Here is a 22,502-nt window from a genome sequence, read left to right as displayed (position 1 = left end):
TTTTAAATTCCTTTAGTCAGTCTTAAATGATCAACAAACTTATCAAACAAATAAGCGACATCATTTGGACCAGGGCTTGCTTCTGGGTGTCCTTGGAAAGAAAATGCCACTTGGTCGGTTAATTCAATCCCTTGAACTGAATTATCAAATAAAGAGCGGTGAGTAATTTTTACGTTTTTAGGTAAGCTATTTTCATCCACTTCAAAACCGTGGTTTTGGCTAGTAATTAACACTTTTTGCGTTTCAAGATCTTGTACTGGGTGATTTGCTCCATGATGACCAAATGCCATTTTTTTAGTTTTTCCACCAGCAGCTAATCCTAAAAGTTGATGCCCTAAACAAATACCAAAAATAGGTTTTTTCATTTTTAATAATTGTTGAATAGCGATAATTGCATAGTCACAAGGCTCGGGATCACCGGGTCCATTAGATAAGAAAATACCATCAGGGTTTAGGGCTAGGACTTCTTCGGCAGTTGTTTTTGCTGGTACCACGGTAATATTACAACCACGCTCTGTAAGCATACGTAAAATATTGTGTTTGATGCCAAAATCATAAGCCACAATATTAAATTGGGTATCGGTGTTCTCAAGATAGCCTTTACCTAATTGCCATTCTTTTTGAGTCCATTGGTATGGTTTTTCGCAAGATACTTCTTGTGCGAGATCTTTTCCTGCCATTGAGCCAAAGCTTAGTGCAAGTTCGAGAGCTTTCTTTTCATCAATATTACCCGCCATAATACAACCCGCTTGTGCACCTTTATCTCTTAAAATTCGAGTAAGGCGACGAGTATCAATATCGGCAATTGCAATCACATTATTTTTTATAAGGTAATCACTTAAATTCATTTTTGAGCGGAAATTACTGTGTAGCAAAGGTAAATCTCGAATGATTAAGCCAGCGGCATAAACAGCGTTGCTTTCAATATCTTCCGTATTCGTTCCTGTGTTGCCAATATGGGGATAGGTTAAAGTAACGATTTGCTTAAAATAGGAAGGGTCGGTAAGAATTTCTTGATAGCCAGTCATTGCCGTATTAAAAACGACTTCGCCAATGGTATGACCGACTGCACCAATAGATGTACCACGAAAGATACTACCATCAGACAATACTAAGATTGCTGGTTCAGACATAAATTACTCCTGTTATGTAATTGGTTGAACACTTACGAATGTTCATTAACCTCAATTTAATAATGTGTAAAACTTTCTAAAAAACGACCGCACTTTTGATAATAGACGTTAGGTTAAAAAATGTCACGTATTAAATTGAATTTCTTGAATCAACTAATTTTAGTTAATACTTTTTCATTCTAAATGACAAAATTTGCTTATTCAAGAGATAAGTTAGAGATTATTTTCAGTTGTACTAAGGGATACGTATAAAATAAACGGTCAATTTTATTTTTATTAAAATTGACCGTTTGTTCATGATAGATTACGCGATAAATTAAGTCGATTTTTTTGTATTTCGTTCGATTTTTATTACAGGATTATTTGGTAAATTTAAATCTAATTTATTATAAGGAATGGATATTCCTACTTTATCAAATTCAATTTTAACCTTTTCTGTAATATCAAAATGTACTGCCCAATAATTAGTGGTTTGTACCCAAGGACGAACAAAGAGTTGTACGCTACTTGCGGCTAAGGCCCCTACTACCACAAGAGGCTGAGGATCTGCTAGTACTCTAGGATCATTTTCTAATATTTGGTGTATAACAATTTTTGCTTTTTCAATATCAGCTTCATAGCTTATATCAAAAATAAAGTCTATACGTCTAGTTTCATTACTAGAATAGTTGGTAATGCTATTATTAAAAACAGAGGAATTCGGTACTAAGATAGTTTTATTATCTGCGGTGCGTAATTCTAAAACAATCAATCCCATTTGCGTTACTGTGCCTGAGATATTGCCTGCCTCAATAAAATCCCCTTTATTAAAGGGTTTGAAGATTAAAATCATTACTCCTGCTGCAAAATTTTGTAGCGAATTTTGTAATGCTAAACCGACAGCTAAACCAGCCGCACCAATTAATGCCACTAATGAGCTAGTATTAATACCTAATTGTGAAAGGGACGCAATAATAATGACCAACAAAAATAGGAAGTAGGCGATAGATGTAACAAAACTTTGTAACATTTCATCTTTTGTTGATACTAAGATTGCTCGTCCGACTAATCGACTGACTACTCTAGCTAAATATTTCCCCACCATAAAAATAATAATAGCAAGTATAATTTTTGTTCCATAGGGAATAACCCATTTCTCTAGAAGTGTCCCTATCTCGATGGATTTTATTGCATCTATTGTTTCCATTATTTATCCTAAAGTTTCTCTACTAACTTAATTGCATCACCAATGTAGGTTGCAGGAGTCAACTGTTGTAAACGTACTTTTTCTTCTGCGGGAATAGCTAATGTTTCTACAAATTCACGCATTGCTTTTTCATCTACTCGTTTACCACGGGTTAATTCTTTAAGTTTTTCATAAGGTTTTTCAATGCCATAACGACGCATTACCGTTTGAATTGGTTCAGCTAATACTTCCCAGTTTTGATTTAATTCATCAAGTAGGTGTTGTTCATTGACTTCTAATTTGCTGATACCTTTACGAGTGGCGGCATAAGCAATCAAACAATAGCCTAATCCTACGCCTAAATTACGTAATACTGTTGAATCGGTTAAATCACGTTGCCAGCGAGAAATCGGTAGTTTTGCCCCTAAATGCCCCATAATCGCATTAGCTAAGCCCAAGTTACCTTCTGAGTTTTCAAAATCAATTGGATTGACTTTGTGTGGCATAGTAGAAGAGCCTATTTCACCAGCAATAGTACGTTGTTTAAAGTGATTTAATGCAATGTAGCCCCATAAGTCACGGTCAAAATCAATAATAATCGTATTGAAACGTGCTACATTATCAAAATATTCTGCGATGTAATCGTGAGGTTCAATTTGTGTGGTGTAGGGATTCCAATTTAAGCCAAGTGATGTAACAAATTCTTCACTGAACTTATGCCAATCAATATTTGGATAAGCAGACAAGTGAGCATTATAGTTTCCTACCGCACCATTAATTTTACCCAAAATTTCAACTTGTTGTAATTGATTAAATTGACGGCGTAAACGATAGGCTACATTTGCCATTTCTTTACCAATAGTTGTTGGTGAAGCTGGTTGTCCGTGGGTGCGAGATAATAATGGTATTGTTTTATATTCATTCGCAAGGCGAGTCACTTCATCAATGAGTTTTTGCCATTCTGGTAGAATAACGGTTTCTCTTGCGGTTTTTAACATTAATGCGTGAGAAAGATTGTTAATATCTTCTGAAGTACAAGCAAAGTGAATAAATTCAGATACTTTTTCTAATTCTGGAAGTGCGGTTGTTTTTTCTTTTAAAAAGTATTCTACTGCTTTAACATCGTGGTTCGTTGTGCGTTCTATCTCTTTGATACGTTCCGCATCTTGTAAGTTAAAATTTACAACGATTTGATCTAAGTAATCGTTTGCTTGTTTTGACAAAGAAGCAACTTCAGGAATTTGGGTGGTTGTCGCGAGTTTTTGTAGCCAGCGAACCTCTACAGTTACACGGAATTTTAATAAGCCAAATTCACTAAAAATACCACGTAGTGCATCGGCTTTATCTTGATAACGTCCATCAATAGGGGAAATTGCAGTTAATGCGTTAAGTTGCATACAGTGTTGCTCCTCGTATTAAATTAAATAGATGAATAAATTTGTTGTGCCATATTGCTGATTTTCTGACGAAAGAATAACAGTTGCCATTTTGTTCCGCCCATTTGTCGCCAGAGTATTGCTGAACGAATACCCGCTAATAAACAAGAACGAATACGATTATGTATAGATAATTGTTGTAGATGTGTTGGTGAGCCTTTTACTTGTATTCTTGCTCCAAGTGGACTAATTACATCAACATAAGTACCAGCAAGCGTTGATAACATCTGTTCATCAAAAAGATCATAATGGGCTAGCTGTGTTGGAATACGTTGAATACGGCGTGCTAATTCTGATTTTGCTTCCGCATTTTTATTGAGTTTACTTTCCAGTGCAAGCATACCTAGCCAGTAACGACTTAAATCGGGATTCTGTGCATTCATTTGTTCCAATAAAACTTCAAGCCCTAGTTTTAGATTCATTTCATCGGCACCATACACATCAAGTGTTGAATTTGGTGTCATTTGAGTCAGGCTTTTAATCGTTGTTTCAAACGCATTCTGTGTCGCCTCGCCATTTACCGCAAATTCTTGAACCAATTTTGCAGCTTGACAAACTCCAGCTAGTGCTAAGGTAATATCATAATAATTTTTCATTGTTTTAATTGAAACAAACCTATAAAAATTCTCTAAAGTGCGGAGCAATATAGCATTTTTTTTGCTTTTTTTAAAGCTAAGGTAGCCATAATGCCTTGCGTATTTAATGATCTACTAAATACTTGCTCGTAAAATAGTTAACATACTATATTAAAAATAACCTATTTTATGAATTTTGATTTTCTTCCACATTTTCTATTTTCGGTTTACGACGTTTACCAATATTTTTTGTTTCTTTGTGGCGTAGCTTGATTTTCTTCGTGCTATCTTTTTTCTTTTCACTACGTTTAGCTTTAATGCGAGCTTTCTGTTTTTTGGTGGTGGTTTTTAGTTCTCCGTCTTTTGGTGGTTTAGTTCTTGGCTCTAAGCCTTCTAAAATACGGGCTTTTAAAATTTCGTCAGTATAACGTTTAATTTTTCCTAATAGCTTATAATCATGGCTTTCAACAAAAGAAACTGCTGTACCTTTTTTTCCTGCACGAGCGGTACGTCCAATACGGTGTGTATAAGTATCGGCACTATATGGCAAATCAAAATTCATTACGTGGCTAATGTCATCAATATCAATACCGCGAGCCGCAACATCTGTTGCCACTAAAATGGTTACAATGCCATTTTTAAGCTTATCAATGGCATTATTACGTTGCGTTTGTGCCATTTCTCCTTCCAAATAGGTACTGCGAATGCCTCGTTTACGTAAAATATCCGAGAGTTCTCTTACATCTTCACGACGACGAACAAATACAATTCCTTTGCTTACTTCTTCTGTTTCGATAAAACGAGCTACTAACTTAATTTTATGTTCTTTATTATCGGCATGATAATACCATTGATTGATTTTTTTTCGTTCACGGCGACTCGGTTCCGCATCAATTTCTACTGGATTTTCTAAAATACGACTTGCAAAATCTGTAAGTAATTCACCCTCTAAGGTCGCTGAAAATAATAAGGTTTGTTTACGCCAGCGAGTTTCCACAGAGATTTTTTCTGCATCTTGACCAAAGCCCATTTGTAGCATTCTATCGGCTTCATCAAAAATAAGCATTTCCACAGAACGACAATCAAAGTTTTCTTCTTTGATATATTGCAATAAGCGTCCTGGTGTTGCGACAACAATATCCTGATTTTTATTAAATATTTCCCCGTGATTTTGATAAGCCACACCTCCAGTAATTGTTGCAATACTCAAATTGGTAAAACAAGCTAATTCTTCTGCTTGTTCGGCAACTTGCATAGTGAGTTCTCTAGTCGGTGTTAAAATTAAAATACGTGGTGCACCAGGTTTCCGACGAGGATAGTCTAATAAATGTTGAATGGCCGGTAATAAAAATGCTGCCGTTTTTCCCGTTCCAGTAGGAGCAGAGCCTAATACATCACGTTGTTCCATTGCAGCTGGAATCGCTTCAGATTGCACTGTCGTTGGGCGTTTATAGCCTTTTTTAGTAATGGCTTTTAGGAGTTCTGGTGCTAAGTCAAATTCTTCAAAATTTGTGGTTGTCATATAATTATTTCTATTTTTATTTCGCTTAATATTAATTTATGGCAAATTATACCGCACTTTTGCTTAAAATTTATGAATAAACTTATATTTAACACATTTCATCTTGGAATAACAATAAATGTCAGCTAATACAGAACAAAAACAGCTATTAAAAAAAGCTGGATTTACTTTTAAACAGTTTCAAATTAATCACGATAATTGTGCAATGAAAGTCGGGACAGACGGTATTTTACTTGGATCTTGGGTGAATATTGATAATGTTCAATCAGTCGCTGATTTTGGTACGGGAACAGGGCTAATAGCTATTATGTTGGCACAACGATTGTCAGAAAAAAGTGTTGCTAATTATAAAATTTCTGCTGTTGAATTAGATGTTAATGCCTATAAACAGGCTCAGGAAAATATTAATCAATCAAAATGGAAAGAATGTATTCAATTATTTCATCAAGATATTAATGTATTCTCAAAAAATAGACAAAAGTGCGGTCAAAAATTTGATCTCATTGTCGCGAATCCCCCTTATTTTCCACAAGGAGTAGATTGTGCTAATGAACAACGTAATTTAGCACGTTATACAGCAAGTCAGACACATTTAGATTGGTTAAATATAGCTGAGAATTGTTTAGCTGATAAAGGGCAAATTAGTTTTATTTTACCTTTTGATGCAGCAAAAAAACTCATAAAAGCTTCCGCACTTTATTGCACGGATTATTGCGAAGTGATTACTAAACAAGGTAAAGTGCCACAACGCTTACTGTTAACTTTTAGTCGAGAAAATACAAGCAGAAAAGAAACTCGCTTAGTCATTTATAACGAAAGAAATCAATATACAGAACAGTTTATAGAATTAACAAAAGCGTTTTATTTGAATATGTAAACTAGCAATGATCTATATTGAAAAAATCTGCATCTCTATTGATTATACTTAATTCAATTTTGAGATGCAGATGGGATATTTTATTAAGGAAATATATTACCAGTTGTAGCTTAATTTTAATCCTACAGTATGTTGTTTCTTGATTTCATTACCATTTAATAAACTACCATGGATTTTAATATTCCATTGACCATATTGTGTAGTTATTCCTAATTCATTTTCAATATATCGTCCAATTTGTTGATTTAATCTATTATTATTAATTTTAAAATTAATATTTTTATATAGAGTATCAACAAAATTTAGATTGTACTCTGGTTTGATAATTAACTTATTAAATATAAATGATTTATTTATATTAAGACCAATCTGATACGTTACAAAATCTAATGGTGATATGGAAATTTTCGCACCATCAAAATTATAGTTTGTTTTAGATATATGATAATAACGGATACCCAATGATGGTTTTATGTCAAAATCATTAAATTTCCAAGATTTTCCTAATATGGAGCCGATACTGAAAATATTACGATTAAAAGATACTCTATTCTTATAATTTATTTCGTTATGTGATTTTCCATAACTTATGTCAATATTGGAGATAATTTGGTTATCCCATATTTTTTTCGTATATAACGTAAATTGAGTTAATCGAGCCTTCCCTACAATGTTATCATCAAATATATTAGATATTTTGGCATTAGATAATATTCCTCCTATCATAATGTCATTGTGTAGAGATTTTTCTATGCCTAATTGAATTAAATTACCAGATTGCTGATATTCACGATAATTAACAGAAGATGAAAATAAAGTTGAGCGTTGGATATTTGTCCAAACATTTAGATCTTGTGCATTATTGTTAATCACTTCTTTATTAATAGTTGAGTTAACATTTACTAATGTATGAGTTTGTGAAGACAACTCTGATAACCCAGTATTAGAATAACGACTGATAATTTCAGACTGTTGAGTATTAGGTATTTTTCCAATATTGTCTTGTTGTACTAAATTAAGTATTTCAAAATTAAGATAAGGTTTATCTTCAGCTTGGACACTTTTCCCGTTTTTAAACTCAACGTTTGGTTTATTTTCAACGTGGACGCTTTTCCCGTTTTTAAATTCAATAGTTGGTTTATCTTCAGTTTGGACGCTTTTCCCATTTTTAAATTCAACAGTTGGTTTATCTTCAGCTTGGACACTTTTCCCATTTTTAAATTCAACAGTTGGTTTATCTTCAGCTTGGACACTTTTACCATTTTTAAATTCAATAGTTGGTTTATCTTCAGTGTGGACGTTTTTACCATTTTTAAACTCAACAATTGGCTTATCTTCATTAAAAATAACATCGCCGTTTTGATGAATGAGTTTCGGTATTCGATATTTTTCTTCGGTTACACCAGAGCCATTTTTATGGGCAATAGATAAAACATAGCTATCATCTTTATGTCTTAATTGATATCGGTAAGTACCCAAATCAACAGATTCATTAGGATTAGCAAGAGAAACATTTAGATTTATGGCATTTTGAGAGAAATTCTTTACAGTCAATAAGGTTAATTTGTCCGTCTTTGGTTCCTGTCCTGAATCTGTGACATATAATTTATGTTCTCCTGTTGCTTGATTTGAAACAATTATGCGATCCCCTTGGTTAGCATTTAAATTAGTAAAGTATTCAAAGAATCCGTTTCCTGATAATTGGGAGATATTTAATACATTATATTTATTGGAGATATCAGAATTTGAAGTATGGCTCAATTTTATTTTAGAACCTTTTGTGAGTTGAAGATTACCAACTGTACTATTTTCAGTCATTTTCCAATAACTATCGGCATTTAGTATAGTTTCGCTATTATCAGTCCCTTGAATAGATCCTGTTAATATGGCTCTTCCTAATTTTAAAATAGACTGATCAGACAAGGTAATATTACCATTAATTGTAGTTATAGGTAGAGATGATAATGTGTCGCTAGAGAGAGTTTTAATGCCGCAATTAATCACTCCAGATAAATCAGAACGAATACATTCGGGAGTAGTACCTGATATGAAGCCTAAATTCGCAGAAGCATTTTGGTGCAATGAAAAATTACTGTTCACATTAGAAACATTTCTACCAATATCGAGTGTTGCATCATTTGATATGACGATATTTTTTGCGTTAAAAGTGCGGTTTATCCAATCATTTTCAATGACGACTTCTTTATGATTAAGGTGATCATAAGCATGTGGAGTAGGTCTTCCAGATAAAACTAATTTACCACGATGAATTGATAAATCTCCATTAATATTAATACCACCAGAAATAAGTAATAAATGTTTATTAGAATCTGGATTATAGTTTATATTCATTCTTCCATTAGGATATTGGTTGTTGTCTTCACCGAAATATCCATTAAAAGCTGAATATAAAAGTTTTTGATTTTTTCTTTCCAAGGCGATTTTTTTAGCCTCATCTAAGTCATCGCCTAAATATTCCCAGTATTCGTTACTGGTTTGATTTGTTGGATAATATGGGTGATTGCTTTGTCGATTATTTCTAGGTAAAAAATAATCATATGGCTTTCCTGATTGTTTCTTATGCCATCTATAAAGATCTTGATTAGCACTTACTCTGTCACCAATATTTAGATCTTCTATGTTTGTGAGAGAACGATTCGTAATTGTTAAATTAGCAATTTTATCTGTGTTATGGTTAACTATTTTTGCACCTTCATCTACATTTTGGATATATTTAAAAGATAAATTATTACCGTTAATATCTAGACGTCCACCTCGGAATCCAAAATAAATATTATTAGGATCGAGTTGATCTGGACTATTTAAAATAACTGTTGGACGCCCACTAACAATACCTAATTGATTAAATGCTTGTTTATGTCCCGTTTGATCTGGTTGTTGATCCAATATAACGATTCCATCACCTACACTTATATCTCCTAAATTTTTTCCAATTCCGTTAATATGTAGCGTTCCTTTTCCTATTTTGGATAGGCGATCATTTTGAGGATTATGTAATTTCCAATTAACAGTCTTTCCTTCATCAATATAGATCCCCGCGCCTTGCCATAAAGTATTTATATCGGTACCAGTTACATCAAAATCAGTTTCAAAATATAAAGCGCCTGCACCTTGGTTGATATTGTTATTTAATGTTAATGTTCCTTTATTTCCGGTAAAGCGTATAGTTTTACCATGATTAAAGTCTAGGCGTTCGGGTCCGGCTGTATCTGTTTTTTTATCTTTTAAATCTTGGCTATAGAGGTCAATAGAAATAGGTGTATCTTCATTTGTAATAGTACTAGTGTTATTTGTGGCGTTCCAAACAAGTGGATATGTCGATTTATTATCAATATTTATGATATTTGAATTTATAATAGTGTTATTCCACTCTTTACGAGTTATTGATCCAGTATTTGCATGACCATGATCTCCTGCATAAAAATTAAGCACAGAGTGATGTAACCATTTTTGTTTTTCTTTATCAAAGACCCACATAGAAGATCCACTATCTCCAGGAGTGCTATATGTTACGAGAGGACCATAATAATCATCAAAAACACTACCACCAGTATCAAACCAAGCGAATCGTCTACCTGTTACTCTAAGAGGTACTCCGCCTGTGAGATAATTATATGCACCTACTAGTCCAGTTCTGTTATTTTGCTTATCTCTAATGGCTTGTGTTCCTGAGCCTACTCTAGCAAAGATAGGAAAGCGGTCTTTATCAAGGTAAGTTGCACCATCTATTCCATATTCAGTTTCCTCTGAAGGAACAATTTCAGTAATTAATTTGTGTAAACGAGGTAAATGGTAATCATCATTTAGATTATTTAGTCCCTCTGGATAATTATTCCTCCCCGTTATTAAATAGGCATAATGGTGTGCATCAGGATTATTCCCTTGTCCCCCAAATTGAGTGGTTGAGTACCCTCGATTATGTTTTACGCTGATAATGTATTGAGCATGTATCGCTGCTGCGACAGCGTTATTTCTATCTGCGGAACTAAAATCGGGCATTGGAATATTCCCTAGAGCATATCCTATTAATTCTTTATTTTTATTGTAAACAGGGATATCTCTTGCACCTACAGTAAATGAGCCTTTATTTTCAGCAAAATCTCTGAAATATTGATAGTCAACATCATCTCTAACAATACTAGAAAATGTTGGATAAGAAATAGATAATGAAATGAAAGTAGCTATAAAAGTTAGCTTAAGTTTTTGATTTTTTCCCATTAGTGAACTCCTGTATAAGATTTATTTAGTTATAGTTATATTTAAAAGGATTCTTTACAAAATATTACTTTATTTGTACTAAATCAATAATAAAAATAGCGAAGTTTTATGGAGAATAAAGATTTGTGATAGAGTTCAAATTTTATTAACATAATAGATAAAATAAATTTATTTTGCTAAAACTTTGTAATTTTGAGTTGAAAAAAAAAGCCCTTTTACTAAGGGCTTCATTTTTTATTGGGATTTTATCTATTAATTAGAATGTGCCTTTTATGCCAAATTGACCGCTCACACGAGTATCACCAATAGCATTACATGCAATATAAGGGGCTATATTTTTTGATAAGGGGGTTGCAATGGCTATTGATGAACTAAATAACGATGCACAAAATATAGCAAGAATAGTTGGTGTAAAGTGAGTATATTTCATAGTGAATATCCTGTTATTAATTGAATAAAATATAAATAGAGAGAGTTTAAGTATTCATATTCTGTATGTAAAAAATTGATGAGGCGACTAAATAATAGAAAAATAAATTTATGTTATTAAAATTTTGTAATGTTGAGTTGAAAAATACCCAAAAGTTATATCAACTTTTGGGCTAGATATCATTATCAATGACTTTTTTATTTGCTCAATAACTAGTTGGTTTCTTTAGACAATTTCGTCCAGTTGTAATAACCATATAATGAGTTTAATAAATAAGCACTATACATTAAATACATCGCTGGTGTTTCTGCCCAAAGAATGATGGAAAGGATATTTAAGATAATCCATAATAACCATTGTTCACGATAGCGTAATAACATTAATGTTTGTGCTGCAACGACGATAATCGTGGTTAAACCATCTAATCCTGTTGAACTACCGCCTGCCATATTTAATGCTTGAACAAATAGGAAAGTTCCGATAGTAATAAACGCAAGTAATATTGCCCAGCCTTTTGGTGATAATGCTTTGGTGATGACGGCATCGGAATTATTGTCTTTTTGCATATTTTCTTTCCAAAGAAAATAGCCGATAAATTGAGCGGGGATATAGACATAAAGTGTGGTATTCATTTCGCCTAAAAAATTTTGCCCTAACGCAACATAAAAATAGCTATAAGCAAAAATTAACCCAAAGAAATAGTTACTGATTTTTCCTTTACTTACAAAAACTACACAAATAATGCCTGATATCCCAGCAATCATTGCTAAAATAGATTCTGGGTTTTGATAATAAGCAAAAAGTTGAGCTGCGATAAAAGCAAGTAACCAGATCACCTCAAAGGGTTTCCAGCCCCCTAAAAACTCATTTTTTATAGTTTCTAAATTCATTGTAATGCCCCTTATTTGTGGTATTTAATTAAATATCGGCTAATTTTTCCACTATCCTTATTAAAAGTCAAATATAAGCTACAAATAATAATTAGATCTTTTATTTTTAATTATAAATGTAATATATATTATCGTTTCTTTTTATGTTGAAGATCGTTAAAATTAGCACCCTTTTAATTATAAATAGAGAAATTATGTTGTTTGCTATTGGTCAACGTTGGATAAGTGAAAGTGAAGGTAATTTAGGATTGGGAATGATTACTGCTGTGGATAATCGAACTGTAACGATTGCCTTTCCTGCATCAGATGAAACCCGAATTTATGCCTTAGAGAATGCTCCTTTGGTACGTGTATTGTTTCAAAAAAATACGGAAATCACTGCTGAAGCTGGTTGGAAAGGTAAGGTTATTGAGATAATGGAACGTAACAATGTGGCTTTTTATCTGGTACAATGCTTGGATAATGATGAAGAGTTGATCTTACCTGAAACGGAAATATCACATCAAATTGCCTTTAGTAAGCCACAAGAGCGGCTTTTTAATGCTCAAATTGATCGTTCTGATCGCTTTGTATTGCGTTATCAGAGTTTTAAACATCAGCAAGCTCAATTTCGTTCTCATTTGCGTGGTCTAAGAGGGATTAGAGCTGGGTTAATTCCACACCAATTACATATTGCGAATGAAGTTGGTCATCGTATTGCACCGAGAGTGTTATTAGCGGATGAAGTAGGTTTAGGAAAAACCATTGAAGCGGGAATGATTTTGCAACAGCAGATTTTTTCTGAGAAAGTACAGCGAGCCTTAATTATTGTACCTGAAACATTGCAGCATCAATGGCTTGTGGAAATGTTACGCCGCTTTAATTTGCATTTTTCACTTTTTGATGAGGAACGCTGTGGTGATTTTGATGCTGATGAAGACAATGTCGCAACGAATCCATTTTTAAGTGAAAATTTAATTATTTGTTCACTGGATTTATTAGTAGCTCAGCCTAATCGAGCGAAGCAAATTTTAACGGGTGAGTTTGATTTACTGATTGTCGATGAAGCACATCATTTAGAATGGTCGCCAGATAATCCGAGTATCCAATATCAATTAGTGGCGCAATTAACACGCGCTATTCCAGCGGTGTTATTGCTAACGGCGACGCCTGAGCAATTAGGACAAGCAAGCCATTTTGCTCGTTTAAGCTTGTTAGATCCTAATCGTTTCTATGATTATGATGCATTTATTGCGGAGCAAAAAAATTATCAAGCAGTAGCAGATATTGTCAAAAGATTATTATCAGAGAATGAGCTTAGTCAGCAAGAGCAAGATCATTTGAGTGAGTTATTATCAGATCAAGAGATTTCATCGCTTATCCAAAGGGTTAATTCTGAATTAGATATTTCACAGCGTAAGCAAGTTCGTCAGCAGTTAATTGATAATCTTATTGATAGACACGGTACAAGCCGCTTGCTATTTAGAAATACTCGTCAAAGTGTACAGGGCTTCCCTAAGCGTTTTTATCATCAAATTAATTTGGTTATGCCGAAGCAATATACTAACGTGATTAATTTATTAACAACCGTTGATAATAAGGCAGATTTAAATTTATTTTATCCAGAGAAAATTCTTCAAGAGCTTAATCCTGATGCGAGTTGGTGGGAATTTGATCCGCGTATTGAATGGTTAATTGATTTCTTAAAAGATAATCGAGATGAGAAGGTATTAGTAATTTGTCAGTATGCGAAAAGTGCGGTGGAATTAGAGCGAGTTTTACGAGAAAAAGAAGGGATTCGCTCGGCAGTATTTCACGAAAATATGTCGATTATTGAACGAGATCGTGCATCGGCTTATTTTTCTGATGAAGAAGGGGCACAAGTATTATTAAGCTCAAGTATTGGTTCTGAAGGGCGTAATTTTCAGTTTGCTTGTCATTTAGTGCTATTTAATTTACCAGATAATCCTGACCTATTAGAACAATGTATTGGGCGTTTAGACCGAATTGGACAAACCCGAGATATTCATATTCATATCCCTTGCTTTAAAGATACACCGCAGATTTTACTTGCCCGTTGGTATCATGAAGGGCTAAATGCTTTTGAAGAAACTTGCCCAATGGGAGCGACACTTTTTGAAAAGTGCGGTCAAAAATTACAATATTTCTTGAAAAATACTACCGCACTTGATGAATTTGAGGATTTTATTCAAGATACTCGTCAGCAACAGATTCAATTAAAAGCAGAATTAGAGCAAGGGAGAGATTTATTGCTTGAATTAAATTCAAGTGGTGGATCGCAAGCTAAGCAAATCGCAATGGATATTGCACAAGAAGATAGCCATACTGATTTAGTTAATTTCACGTTAAGTCTTTTTGATGTAATTGGTGTTGAACAAGAGGATCTTAATGAAAAATCAATTTTAATTACCCCCTCTAGTACTATGCTTATCCCTGATTTTCCGGGACTAAAAGATGAAGGGGTAACCGTTACTTTTGATCGAGATTTAGCACTTGTTCGTGAAGAATTTGAGTTTTTAACTTGGGATCATCCGATAGTTTGCAATGGTATTGATTTGATCACTTCGGGCGATATTGGAAAATGTGCAGTGTCTTTATTGGTTAATGATAAATTACCTGTTGGTACTTTATTAGTTGAATTAGTTTATATAGTTGAAACACAAGCACCAAAAGGCTTACATCTTAGTCGTTTTTTACCACCGACACCAGTACGTTTATTATTAGATGGAAAAGGAAATGACTTAAATAATGCCGTACCATTTACTACTTTACAGAAAAAATTGAAGCCGATGAAGAAAAATATGGCAAATAAAGTGGTAAAAATGTTACGAGAATCTATTGAGGGGTTGTTACAACTATCAGAAACTAAAATAGTTGATCTTGCCCAGCAAATTATTGATGAAGCACAGCAACAAGCAGATCAAACCTTAACCGCTGATTTAAATCGCTTAATTGCATTACAAAAAGTAAATAAAAATATTCGTCAAGATGAGATTGATACTCTAGCAAATTTACGTGAAGCTACTCTTGACCAGTTACAGAAAGCAAGCTGGCACTTGGATAGTTTGCACGTGATTGTAAGTAGTAAAGGGTAATTAAAACAATGATGATATTGCAGAAATACGAGTATAATTAGTACTGTAATATCATCATATTATATTATTTTGTTGGATAAATGCGTTTAAGATCAGTTTTTAACAATACTAAGGCAATCGCAATAAGAAGAATATCTTTGAAAACAAATCCATCAAAGCCAATTTGAGGTATAAGGCTGACTGTTGTAATGGCTGTACCTAATACGCCTAATGCTCCGATGATACCAAATTTTGGTTTAAAAATGCCTATAATTAAAGCAATATACGTAGTTGTTTCTATTACGCCTAGCAAATAGCTAGTGCCTTGATAACCAAACCAATCATAGAGAAAACTTAACCAGCTTTTTCCAATTAATGGTTTAAGGGCTTCCACTTCAAAGTCAAACCACTTTAATGCACCAAAAGTAACAAAAATGGTAATCACCGCAAGTCGAAGAAATAATATATCAATATTCGATTGCTTAAATTTATTTATAAGTTGTTCCATAAGGTATTCTCTTTTTTAATTTAAAATGTCATATTGTAATAGACGAATTAGTAGGAATTATCTTACAAATTATTTTTTAGTAATCTTCTTATCTTTTATAATACTTTATTGATTGAGCTATTTTAATCAATAAAGTCTGAGTTATTCTTTTTTCACGAATTCGTTGGCTAGCTCTTGAAGTTCTTCTGCCACTTTTTCATTAATTATTTTATCTTCTTGGAAAATATCGTAGAAGCTACCTAAGCTATAAGTTGCTATAATTTCAGCACCAAAATGTGGCAAAGTATTTTTTGCAATATTTAATACATTCGCGCCTCCTAATTTTCCTGGAGAGGTACTGACTAGTAAAACTTTTTTATTTTTTAAGAAACCTCGATTATGACGAGATAACCAATCAAGGTGGTTTTTAAAGAATGCTGGAAAATTACCATTATGTTCAGGAATGCTAATGATCAATTTATCTGTGGTTTGTAATTTATTATCTAATTCTTGGGTAGCCACAGGAATACCCTTATTTTCCTCAATATCAAAACTATATATTGGTATTTCATAATCAGTTAATTTTAAAATTTCAGTATTTTCAATTAATGTAGCTAAATAGTTAATTAATACTTGATTAATTGATTTACTACTATTACTTGCAGAGAATGCGATAATTTTCATTTTTATGTTTATGCCTTATTTAAGTTTTATAATGAGACAGAATATCATATCTTTCTAAAGATGAAATAAGGATTATTTAAGTTTTGAGCGAAATTTAGTTAAGCAAGATGTGAGATATAGAATATATAAAATTTTAGTTTTTTTACTATTTTACTATTTTACTATTTTACTATTTTTTTATTTTGATATTTTATTATTCAATGTTTAGAGTAAAAAAATGCCGAGTTTTCTCTCGGCATTTTGATTATTAACTAATTAACTTAGTTATTTAGGAAATTATTTTTTTAAGTTTGCACGAATCGCACTTGCTAATTCTGTACTTACTTTCTCAAAATGAGCCATTTGTTTTTCAACGATTTCAGGTACAGTTACACCATTTAAACCTTCCGCAAAGTTACTTGCTAAACGTGCTTTTTCTTCTGCATTTAATACATTATAAAGCGCCGCTGGTTGAGTGTAGTAGTCTTCATCATAGCCACGGAAGTCAAAATGAGCCGCTTCACGTTCAATCTCTAATGGTAATTGATCATGTGTTGGAACATAAGTATCAAAACGGTTTGGCGCATAGTTTGGATGTGTTCCACCATTATTATCAACACGCATTGCACCATCACGATGAGTAGTGTGGTATGGACATTTTGGTGCATTTACTGGGATTTGATGATGGTTAACACCTAAACGATAACGTTGTGCATCTTGGTAAGAGAACAAACGTCCTTGTAACATACGGTCTGGAGAGAAACCAATTCCCGGAACGATATTACTTGGTGCAAATGCTGCTTGCTCAACTTCTGCGAAATAGTTCTCAGGATTACGGTTTAATTCTAATACACCGACATCGATAACTGGATAGTCAGAATGTGGCCATACTTTAGTTAAATCGAAACTGTAGTTATGTTTATGTGCATCTGCCTCTGGCATAATTTGCACTTGAACATTCCAACGTGGGAAATCGCCTTTCGCAATTGACTCATACAAGTCTTGTTGACTTGATTCACGGTTTTCACCAACTACTTTAGCTGCTTCTTCATTTGTGAAGAATTTATGACCTTGTTGTGTTTTAAAGTGGAATTTAACCCAAAAACGTTCGTTATTTGCATTCACGAAGCTATAAGTATGGCTACCATAACCATTCATATGACGTAATGTCGCAGGAATACCACGATCACTAAATAAGGTCATAATTTGATGTAATGACTCAGGGTGGCGTGACCAGAAATCCCAAGCTGCATTAGCATCACGCAAGTTAGTTTGTGGATTACGTTTTTGTGTATGGATAAAATCAGGGAATTTTAACGGATCACGGATAAAGAATACTGGTGTATTATTACCAACTAAATCCCAGTTACCTTGTTCTGTATAGAATTTTAATGAAAAGCCACGAACATCACGTTCTGCATCTGCTGCTCCACGTTCACCCGCAACAGTTGAAAAACGTAATAATACATCAGTTTTTTTACCGACTTCACTAAATAAAGCCGCTTTAGTATATTTAGAAATATCATTAGTTACTGTAAAAGTACCAAAAGCAGCAGTACCTTTTGCATGAACAACACGCTCAGGAATACGCTCACGGACGAAATGAGCTAGTTTTTCTTGGAACCAGACATCTTGTAAAAGTAATGGACCTTTAGGACCAGCAGACATTGTATTATCATTATCTACAACAGGATTACCTGCTGCATTAGTTAATGTGGTTGAGTTATGATCAAAAGGACATTTTGACATAGTATTACCCCTTGTTTTTATAAGTATGAATAGAAAGCGAGTTTAAAACTCAAGACTATTATAGATCTGTTTAGGAATCGAACACAATCTATTAGTTTGATAATATTAAACTATCAATTTAAGCTTTTTTTTATTGTATAAGCTATCAAAATAGCATAATAAATAGATTATTGATAATCTTTTTTGTTTTAAGGGATTTTGGAAGAGAAAAAATATTATTTATTATATCGTTAATTCAAAAATATTTTCTTTGGTATTAATTTTAAACCCTTGTTGTTCTAATAAATATTTTTGATTAGTTGTTTGTTCTGTGACTAATTTTTTAGACTGGGTATAAAGAACAAACTCTTTTGCTTTAGCTATGAGTGCACTATAAATTTTCTCTTTATTATTCAAATCTTGAACAAAAATATCCGTTAATTGCCAGTATCGTTGTAAATGGATAGAGGAAAGTCGTGGATATAGCTGAATAAAACCAACGGATTTTTGATTTATTATTGCTATAAAGAAAATACTTTCACCAAAGCGAATCCGATTATTTAAAAAAGATTTTGTTTTTTCAGTATTTTCTTCCATACCTTGAGAAACTCTATATTCTTCAAATAAAGGAAGTAAGGATTGTAAATTCCATTGTTCTGCTTTAAATATTTTCATATGTCATTTCTTGATGAATTTTTGTCTATTTTATACAGTAGATTGTATCTTTTTAAAACATAATTATCATCTTTTCTTGAAAAATATTTTAATAATTTGAGAAATATCACTTAAAAATCTCAAAAATTTGGTATATTGGTAAAATTATTTTTATTAATTAAATTGGAGAAAAACAAATGGCACGTCGTCCTTTAGTTATGGGTAACTGGAAATTAAATGGTAGCAAAGCTTTCACTAAACAATTAGTAGAAGGTTTGAAAGCCGAGTTAGCAAATGTGGAAGGTTGTGATGTAGCAATTGCTCCTCCTGTAATGTATTTAGCGGAAGCTGAGGCTGCATTAGTAGGTAGTAAAATTGCATTAGGTTCACAAAATGTTGATGTCAATATTTCTGGTGCATTTACTGGTGATATTTCAACTGAAATGTTAAAAGATTTTGGTGCAAAATATATTATTATTGGTCACTCTGAACGTCGTACTTATCACAAAGAAAGCGATGAATTTGTTGCGAAAAAATTTGCTGCTTTGAAAGAAGCTGGTTTAATTCCTGTATTATGTATTGGGGAAACGGAAGCAGAAAATGAAGCAGGAAAAACACAAGAAGTATGTGCTAGACAGATTGATGCGGTATTAAATACTTTAGGTGCTTCAGCGTTTAATGGTGCAGTTATCGCCTACGAACCAATTTGGGCGATTGGTACAGGTAAATCAGCAACTCCTGCTCAAGCACAAGCAATCCATAAATTTATTCGTGATCATATCGCTAAACAAGATCAAGCAGTGGCAGATCAAGTGATACTTCAATATGGTGGTTCTGTAAATGACAAAAATGCAGCAGAGTTATTTACTCAACCAGATATTGATGGTGCATTAGTTGGTGGTGCTTCATTAAAGGCAGATGCTTTTTCTGTTATTGTTAAAGCGGCAGCTAAGGCAAAGAACTAATATTTGTTTAAATATGTTTATTTTTGATAGATTATTTTTATCTATCATTTTTTCCTAGGATAAAAAAGTGCGATTAAATTTAACCGCACTTTTTGTACATTATGGATTAGTGGATTTATGTGGCGATTCCTTTACACATTATTTGTATATTTAATACAACCTTTTGTTTTTTTATTTATGTTATTTAGGAGCTTCAAGGCCCCTGATTATCGTGAAAGGATTTATGAACGCTATGGTTATTATTTTAATGTCTCTCGCCCAAAACCGAATGGTATTATTATTCATGCTGCCTCTGTTGGCGAAGTTATCGCTGCAACACCGTTGATAAAAAAAATTCAACAAGCTTATCCTGAATTACCTATCACATTTACAACAGTGACACCAACCGGGTCAGATCGTGTTAAAGCTGCTTTTGGAAATAATGTTAACCATATTTATATACCTTATGATTTACCAGATGCTTTAAAACGTTTTATTCATTTTGTACAACCTAAAGCTTGTATTGTGATTGAAACAGAAATTTGGCCCAATTTAATCAATCAGCTTTATTTACAAGGTATCCCTTTTATCATTGCTAATGCTAGATTATCTAAACGCTCTGCTCAGCGTTATAGTTGGGTAAAAGGTAAACTAAAAAATATGCTAAATCAAATAGCATTAATTGCTCCGCAAGATAGTACTAGTAGCAATAGGTTTGGCTCATTAGGATTTGATTCTAGGAAATTAATTTTAACAGGGAACATAAAATATGATTTAGTTATTACAGCTGAATTGTCTAAAAAAATACAAGATTTATTACTCCTTTGGGAGTCTAAACATTTAATATGGATTGCAGCTAGTACTCACGAGGGCGAGGAAGAAATTATTTTAAATACTCATAAGAAATTATTACAAAAATATCCTTCATTATTGCTAATTTTAGCGCCACGACATCCAGAACGTTTTAATTTTGTAGAAGATTTAATAAAAAAATACCAATTTAATTATTTAAAAAGAACAGATAATGAACTTCCTTCAGCATCAACGCAAGTATTTTTATGTAATACAATGGGGGAATTGATGCTAATGTATGGAATGGCAAATGTTGCTTTTGTTGGTGGAAGTTTGGTGAAAACAGGGGGACATAATCCCTTAGAACCTTTAGCATTTAAATGTCCTGTTATTAGTGGGAAATACACATTTAATTTTCCTGATATATATCATAAATTGGCAGAAGTAAATGGTTTTATAGAAGTGAAAAATTCGGAAGAACTTTTGGGTGGAATAGAAAATTTATTAAATAATCCTGAATTAAGAAAGCATTATGGTAATACTGGATATGAAGTTTTAATAGAAAATCGTGGTGCTTTACAACGGTTATTTGGATTATTACGCCCTTATTTAGAAAAGTAGGTAACTATGATTAAAGCAATTTATCCGGGAACATTTGATCCTGTCACCAATGGACATTTAGATATTATTCAACGTAGTGCTAATTTATTTGAGGAAATCATCATTGCTGTAGCTAATAACCCGAGTAAAAATGCCCTATTCTCTTTACAAGAGAGAGTTGATTTAATGAAACGAAGCGTGAAACATTTACCAAATGTAAAAGTGGTAGGCTTTTCTCATTTACTCGCCGATATGGTAAAAGAAAATGATATTAAAGTAATTATTCGTGGCGTGAGGACAACGGCTGATTTTGAATATGAATTGCAATTAGCTTATTTGAATCGTTTACTCACTAAGGGTGTAGAAAGTTTATTTTTACCCCCCTCAGAGAAATGGGCTTATGTTTCTTCTACTATTGTTAGAGATATTTATTTACATAAAGGAGATATAAGTCAATTAGTACCTGAAACTGTGTTGCAGGCACTTTCTCAAAGAAAATAATTAATCTTAAAGGGTTATTGTTGTTGATAACCCTCAAGTAGATTTTGCCAATTCTGCTCTGAAAATTGGATATTCATTCTTTTTACTTCTTTTAAAAAAGAACGTTTGAGTCTTTGTAGATTTTCTTCTTTCCAAATATCACCTGATTTTTTACCGCACTTGTCAAAATCAATTAGCCATATTTTTTCATTTTGAGTAGCGTAATTTTGTATTAAAATATTATGTGCATTAAGATCGCTATGACAAATTTGTAAATTATGTAATTGTCGAATAGTTGCGCCTATCTTTTGCCAAGAGGTTAAAGAGAGTTGATTGTTGATTAAAAGAGCGGTCAAATCTACAGCATTTTCTATTTTTTCGATTAAAATATCGGCACGATAAAACCCCAATTTATTTTTCTCTACTCGTGCTGCAATGGGTTTTGGTACAGATAAGCCTGCTTGAAATAATTGATTTAATAATGAAAATTCTGCGAAGCTACGGCTCATTTCTAAAGAAGAAAAGTGATACCAATCTCTATTTAATTTACCGATTAAACCACCACGATAATAATGACGTAATGCAACATTAACAGAAAACAAATCTTTAGTTTGAATAAACCAAGTCGTGCCACGTCCTTTTGCGGAGCCAATGATACGCTGTTGTTTTTTCCAAAAATAAGGATCGAAAAACTGGGTTTGATTATCTTTGGAATGATCAAAGTTAAAAATAAAAAAACAATTATTCTGTTGTAATTCAAGCATCTTAAGCAAATTTCTTATAGAATATAAATATGTTTGTCATTGTACTTAA

18 protein-coding genes are annotated in these 22,502 nt (G+C 32.9%); 5 read left to right on the top strand and 13 right to left on the bottom strand.

All coding sequences use genetic code 11. The annotated features are described in order from the left end of the window. Positions 1–2: 2 nt before the first annotated feature. From carA to srmB, 5 genes are all read right to left on the bottom strand, one after another. A complete protein-coding gene (carA, locus tag EV697_RS07755; RefSeq protein ID WP_132024359.1) occupies positions 3–1,133 on the bottom strand; it encodes a glutamine-hydrolyzing carbamoyl-phosphate synthase small subunit in 1,131 nt (376 codons plus the stop codon). Positions 1,134–1,449: 316 nt separating this feature from the next. Further along, positions 1,450–2,319 (bottom strand): mechanosensitive ion channel family protein, encoded by an 870-nt coding sequence (locus EV697_RS07750; protein ID WP_132024357.1) that lies wholly within the window; start codon positions 2,317–2,319, stop codon positions 1,450–1,452. Between the two features lie 8 nt (positions 2,320–2,327). Continuing rightward, a complete protein-coding gene (purB, locus tag EV697_RS07745; RefSeq protein ID WP_132024355.1) occupies positions 2,328–3,695 on the bottom strand; it encodes an adenylosuccinate lyase in 1,368 nt (455 codons plus the stop codon). Positions 3,696–3,718: 23 nt separating this feature from the next. Next, the gene (gene hflD, locus EV697_RS07740; RefSeq protein WP_132024353.1) at positions 3,719–4,330 is read right to left on the bottom strand and encodes a high frequency lysogenization protein HflD; all 612 of its coding nucleotides are present in this window, start codon (positions 4,328–4,330) and stop codon (positions 3,719–3,721) included. Between the two features lie 166 nt (positions 4,331–4,496). Then, a complete protein-coding gene (gene srmB, locus EV697_RS07735; protein WP_132024351.1) occupies positions 4,497–5,831 on the bottom strand; it encodes an ATP-dependent RNA helicase SrmB in 1,335 nt (444 codons plus the stop codon). 118 nt (positions 5,832–5,949) lie between these two features. Here srmB and EV697_RS07730 point away from each other — a divergent pair, with 118 nt between their 5' ends. Next, a complete protein-coding gene (locus EV697_RS07730; protein WP_132024349.1) occupies positions 5,950–6,708 on the top strand; it encodes a tRNA1(Val) (adenine(37)-N6)-methyltransferase in 759 nt (252 codons plus the stop codon). A 96-nt stretch (positions 6,709–6,804) separates the two neighbouring features. Here the strand turns inward: EV697_RS07730 and EV697_RS07725 are convergent, their stop codons facing one another. From EV697_RS07725 to pnuC, 3 genes are all read right to left on the bottom strand, one after another. Then, positions 6,805–10,947 (bottom strand): S6 family peptidase, encoded by a 4,143-nt coding sequence (locus tag EV697_RS07725; protein ID WP_132024347.1) that lies wholly within the window; start codon positions 10,945–10,947, stop codon positions 6,805–6,807. A gap of 256 nt (positions 10,948–11,203) precedes the next feature. Next, entirely contained in the window at positions 11,204–11,377 is a 174-nt protein-coding gene (locus EV697_RS09835; RefSeq protein ID WP_165906481.1) for a hypothetical protein, read from the bottom strand. 212 nt (positions 11,378–11,589) lie between these two features. Beyond that, positions 11,590–12,267 carry a nicotinamide riboside transporter PnuC gene (gene pnuC, locus EV697_RS07720; RefSeq protein ID WP_132024345.1) on the bottom strand — a complete coding sequence of 226 codons (678 nt, stop codon included), beginning with the start codon at positions 12,265–12,267 and terminating at the stop codon, positions 11,590–11,592. A 194-nt stretch (positions 12,268–12,461) separates the two neighbouring features. Between pnuC and rapA the strand changes: the two genes are divergently transcribed. After that, positions 12,462–15,362, top strand: coding sequence for an RNA polymerase-associated protein RapA (gene rapA, locus EV697_RS07715; protein ID WP_132024343.1), 2,901 nt, complete (start codon positions 12,462–12,464; stop codon positions 15,360–15,362). 64 nt (positions 15,363–15,426) lie between these two features. Here rapA and EV697_RS07710 read toward each other — a convergent pair whose 3' ends face one another. The 4 genes from EV697_RS07710 to EV697_RS07695 all read right to left on the bottom strand — a co-directional run bounded on the left by EV697_RS07710 (position 15,427) and on the right by EV697_RS07695 (position 18,894). Continuing rightward, complete coding sequence (locus EV697_RS07710; RefSeq protein WP_132024341.1) at positions 15,427–15,849, bottom strand: DUF417 family protein; 423 nt, start codon at positions 15,847–15,849, stop codon at positions 15,427–15,429. A gap of 141 nt (positions 15,850–15,990) precedes the next feature. Next, on the bottom strand, positions 15,991–16,512 hold the full coding sequence (locus EV697_RS07705) for an NADPH-dependent FMN reductase (protein ID WP_132024339.1): 522 nt from the start codon (positions 16,510–16,512) through the stop codon (positions 15,991–15,993). 276 nt (positions 16,513–16,788) lie between these two features. Continuing rightward, positions 16,789–18,240, bottom strand: coding sequence for a catalase (locus EV697_RS07700; protein WP_132024337.1), 1,452 nt, complete (start codon positions 18,238–18,240; stop codon positions 16,789–16,791). Positions 18,241–18,462: 222 nt separating this feature from the next. Continuing rightward, positions 18,463–18,894 carry a GNAT family N-acetyltransferase gene (locus EV697_RS07695; protein WP_132024335.1) on the bottom strand — a complete coding sequence of 144 codons (432 nt, stop codon included), beginning with the start codon at positions 18,892–18,894 and terminating at the stop codon, positions 18,463–18,465. 176 nt (positions 18,895–19,070) lie between these two features. Between EV697_RS07695 and tpiA the strand changes: the two genes are divergently transcribed. From tpiA to coaD, 3 genes are all read left to right on the top strand, one after another. Continuing rightward, positions 19,071–19,838: a triose-phosphate isomerase gene (gene tpiA / locus EV697_RS07690; protein ID WP_132024333.1), complete on the top strand. Its 768-nt coding sequence runs from the start codon at positions 19,071–19,073 to the stop codon at positions 19,836–19,838. A gap of 117 nt (positions 19,839–19,955) precedes the next feature. Then, the gene (waaA, locus tag EV697_RS07685) at positions 19,956–21,230 is read left to right on the top strand and encodes a lipid IV(A) 3-deoxy-D-manno-octulosonic acid transferase (RefSeq protein WP_132024331.1); all 1,275 of its coding nucleotides are present in this window, start codon (positions 19,956–19,958) and stop codon (positions 21,228–21,230) included. Between the two features lie 6 nt (positions 21,231–21,236). After that, positions 21,237–21,710, top strand: a complete 474-nt coding sequence (gene coaD / locus EV697_RS07680) for a pantetheine-phosphate adenylyltransferase (RefSeq protein WP_132024329.1) — start codon at positions 21,237–21,239, stop codon at positions 21,708–21,710. Positions 21,711–21,724: 14 nt separating this feature from the next. Here coaD and EV697_RS07675 read toward each other — a convergent pair whose 3' ends face one another. Further along, complete coding sequence (locus EV697_RS07675; protein WP_132024327.1) at positions 21,725–22,453, bottom strand: 3-deoxy-D-manno-octulosonic acid kinase; 729 nt, start codon at positions 22,451–22,453, stop codon at positions 21,725–21,727. Between the last annotated feature and the right edge of the window lie 49 nt (positions 22,454–22,502).

Origin of the sequence: Bisgaardia hudsonensis, assembly GCF_004345785.1 — a bacterium.
In the GTDB taxonomy this organism is placed as follows: domain Bacteria; phylum Pseudomonadota; class Gammaproteobacteria; order Enterobacterales; family Pasteurellaceae; genus Bisgaardia; species Bisgaardia hudsonensis.
This window is presented reverse-complemented; position numbering and strand designations above follow the sequence as displayed.

Coding starts and splice junctions, on each gene's coding strand:
- carA (WP_132024359.1), bottom strand. CDS start 1,133: ATGTCTGAACCAGCAATCTTAGTATTGTCTGATGGTAGTATCTTTCGT.
- EV697_RS07750 (WP_132024357.1), bottom strand. CDS start 2,319: ATGGAAACAATAGATGCAATAAAATCCATCGAGATAGGGACACTTCTA.
- purB (WP_132024355.1), bottom strand. CDS start 3,695: ATGCAACTTAACGCATTAACTGCAATTTCCCCTATTGATGGACGTTAT.
- hflD (WP_132024353.1), bottom strand. CDS start 4,330: ATGAAAAATTATTATGATATTACCTTAGCACTAGCTGGAGTTTGTCAA.
- srmB (WP_132024351.1), bottom strand. CDS start 5,831: ATGACAACCACAAATTTTGAAGAATTTGACTTAGCACCAGAACTCCTA.
- EV697_RS07730 (WP_132024349.1), top strand. CDS start 5,950: ATGTCAGCTAATACAGAACAAAAACAGCTATTAAAAAAAGCTGGATTT.
- EV697_RS07725 (WP_132024347.1), bottom strand. CDS start 10,947: ATGGGAAAAAATCAAAAACTTAAGCTAACTTTTATAGCTACTTTCATT.
- EV697_RS09835 (WP_165906481.1), bottom strand. CDS start 11,377: ATGAAATATACTCACTTTACACCAACTATTCTTGCTATATTTTGTGCA.
- pnuC (WP_132024345.1), bottom strand. CDS start 12,267: ATGAATTTAGAAACTATAAAAAATGAGTTTTTAGGGGGCTGGAAACCC.
- rapA (WP_132024343.1), top strand. CDS start 12,462: ATGTTGTTTGCTATTGGTCAACGTTGGATAAGTGAAAGTGAAGGTAAT.
- EV697_RS07710 (WP_132024341.1), bottom strand. CDS start 15,849: ATGGAACAACTTATAAATAAATTTAAGCAATCGAATATTGATATATTA.
- EV697_RS07705 (WP_132024339.1), bottom strand. CDS start 16,512: ATGAAAATTATCGCATTCTCTGCAAGTAATAGTAGTAAATCAATTAAT.
- EV697_RS07700 (WP_132024337.1), bottom strand. CDS start 18,240: ATGTCAAAATGTCCTTTTGATCATAACTCAACCACATTAACTAATGCA.
- EV697_RS07695 (WP_132024335.1), bottom strand. CDS start 18,894: ATGAAAATATTTAAAGCAGAACAATGGAATTTACAATCCTTACTTCCT.
- tpiA (WP_132024333.1), top strand. CDS start 19,071: ATGGCACGTCGTCCTTTAGTTATGGGTAACTGGAAATTAAATGGTAGC.
- waaA (WP_132024331.1), top strand. CDS start 19,956: ATGTGGCGATTCCTTTACACATTATTTGTATATTTAATACAACCTTTT.
- coaD (WP_132024329.1), top strand. CDS start 21,237: ATGATTAAAGCAATTTATCCGGGAACATTTGATCCTGTCACCAATGGA.
- EV697_RS07675 (WP_132024327.1), bottom strand. CDS start 22,453: ATGCTTGAATTACAACAGAATAATTGTTTTTTTATTTTTAACTTTGAT.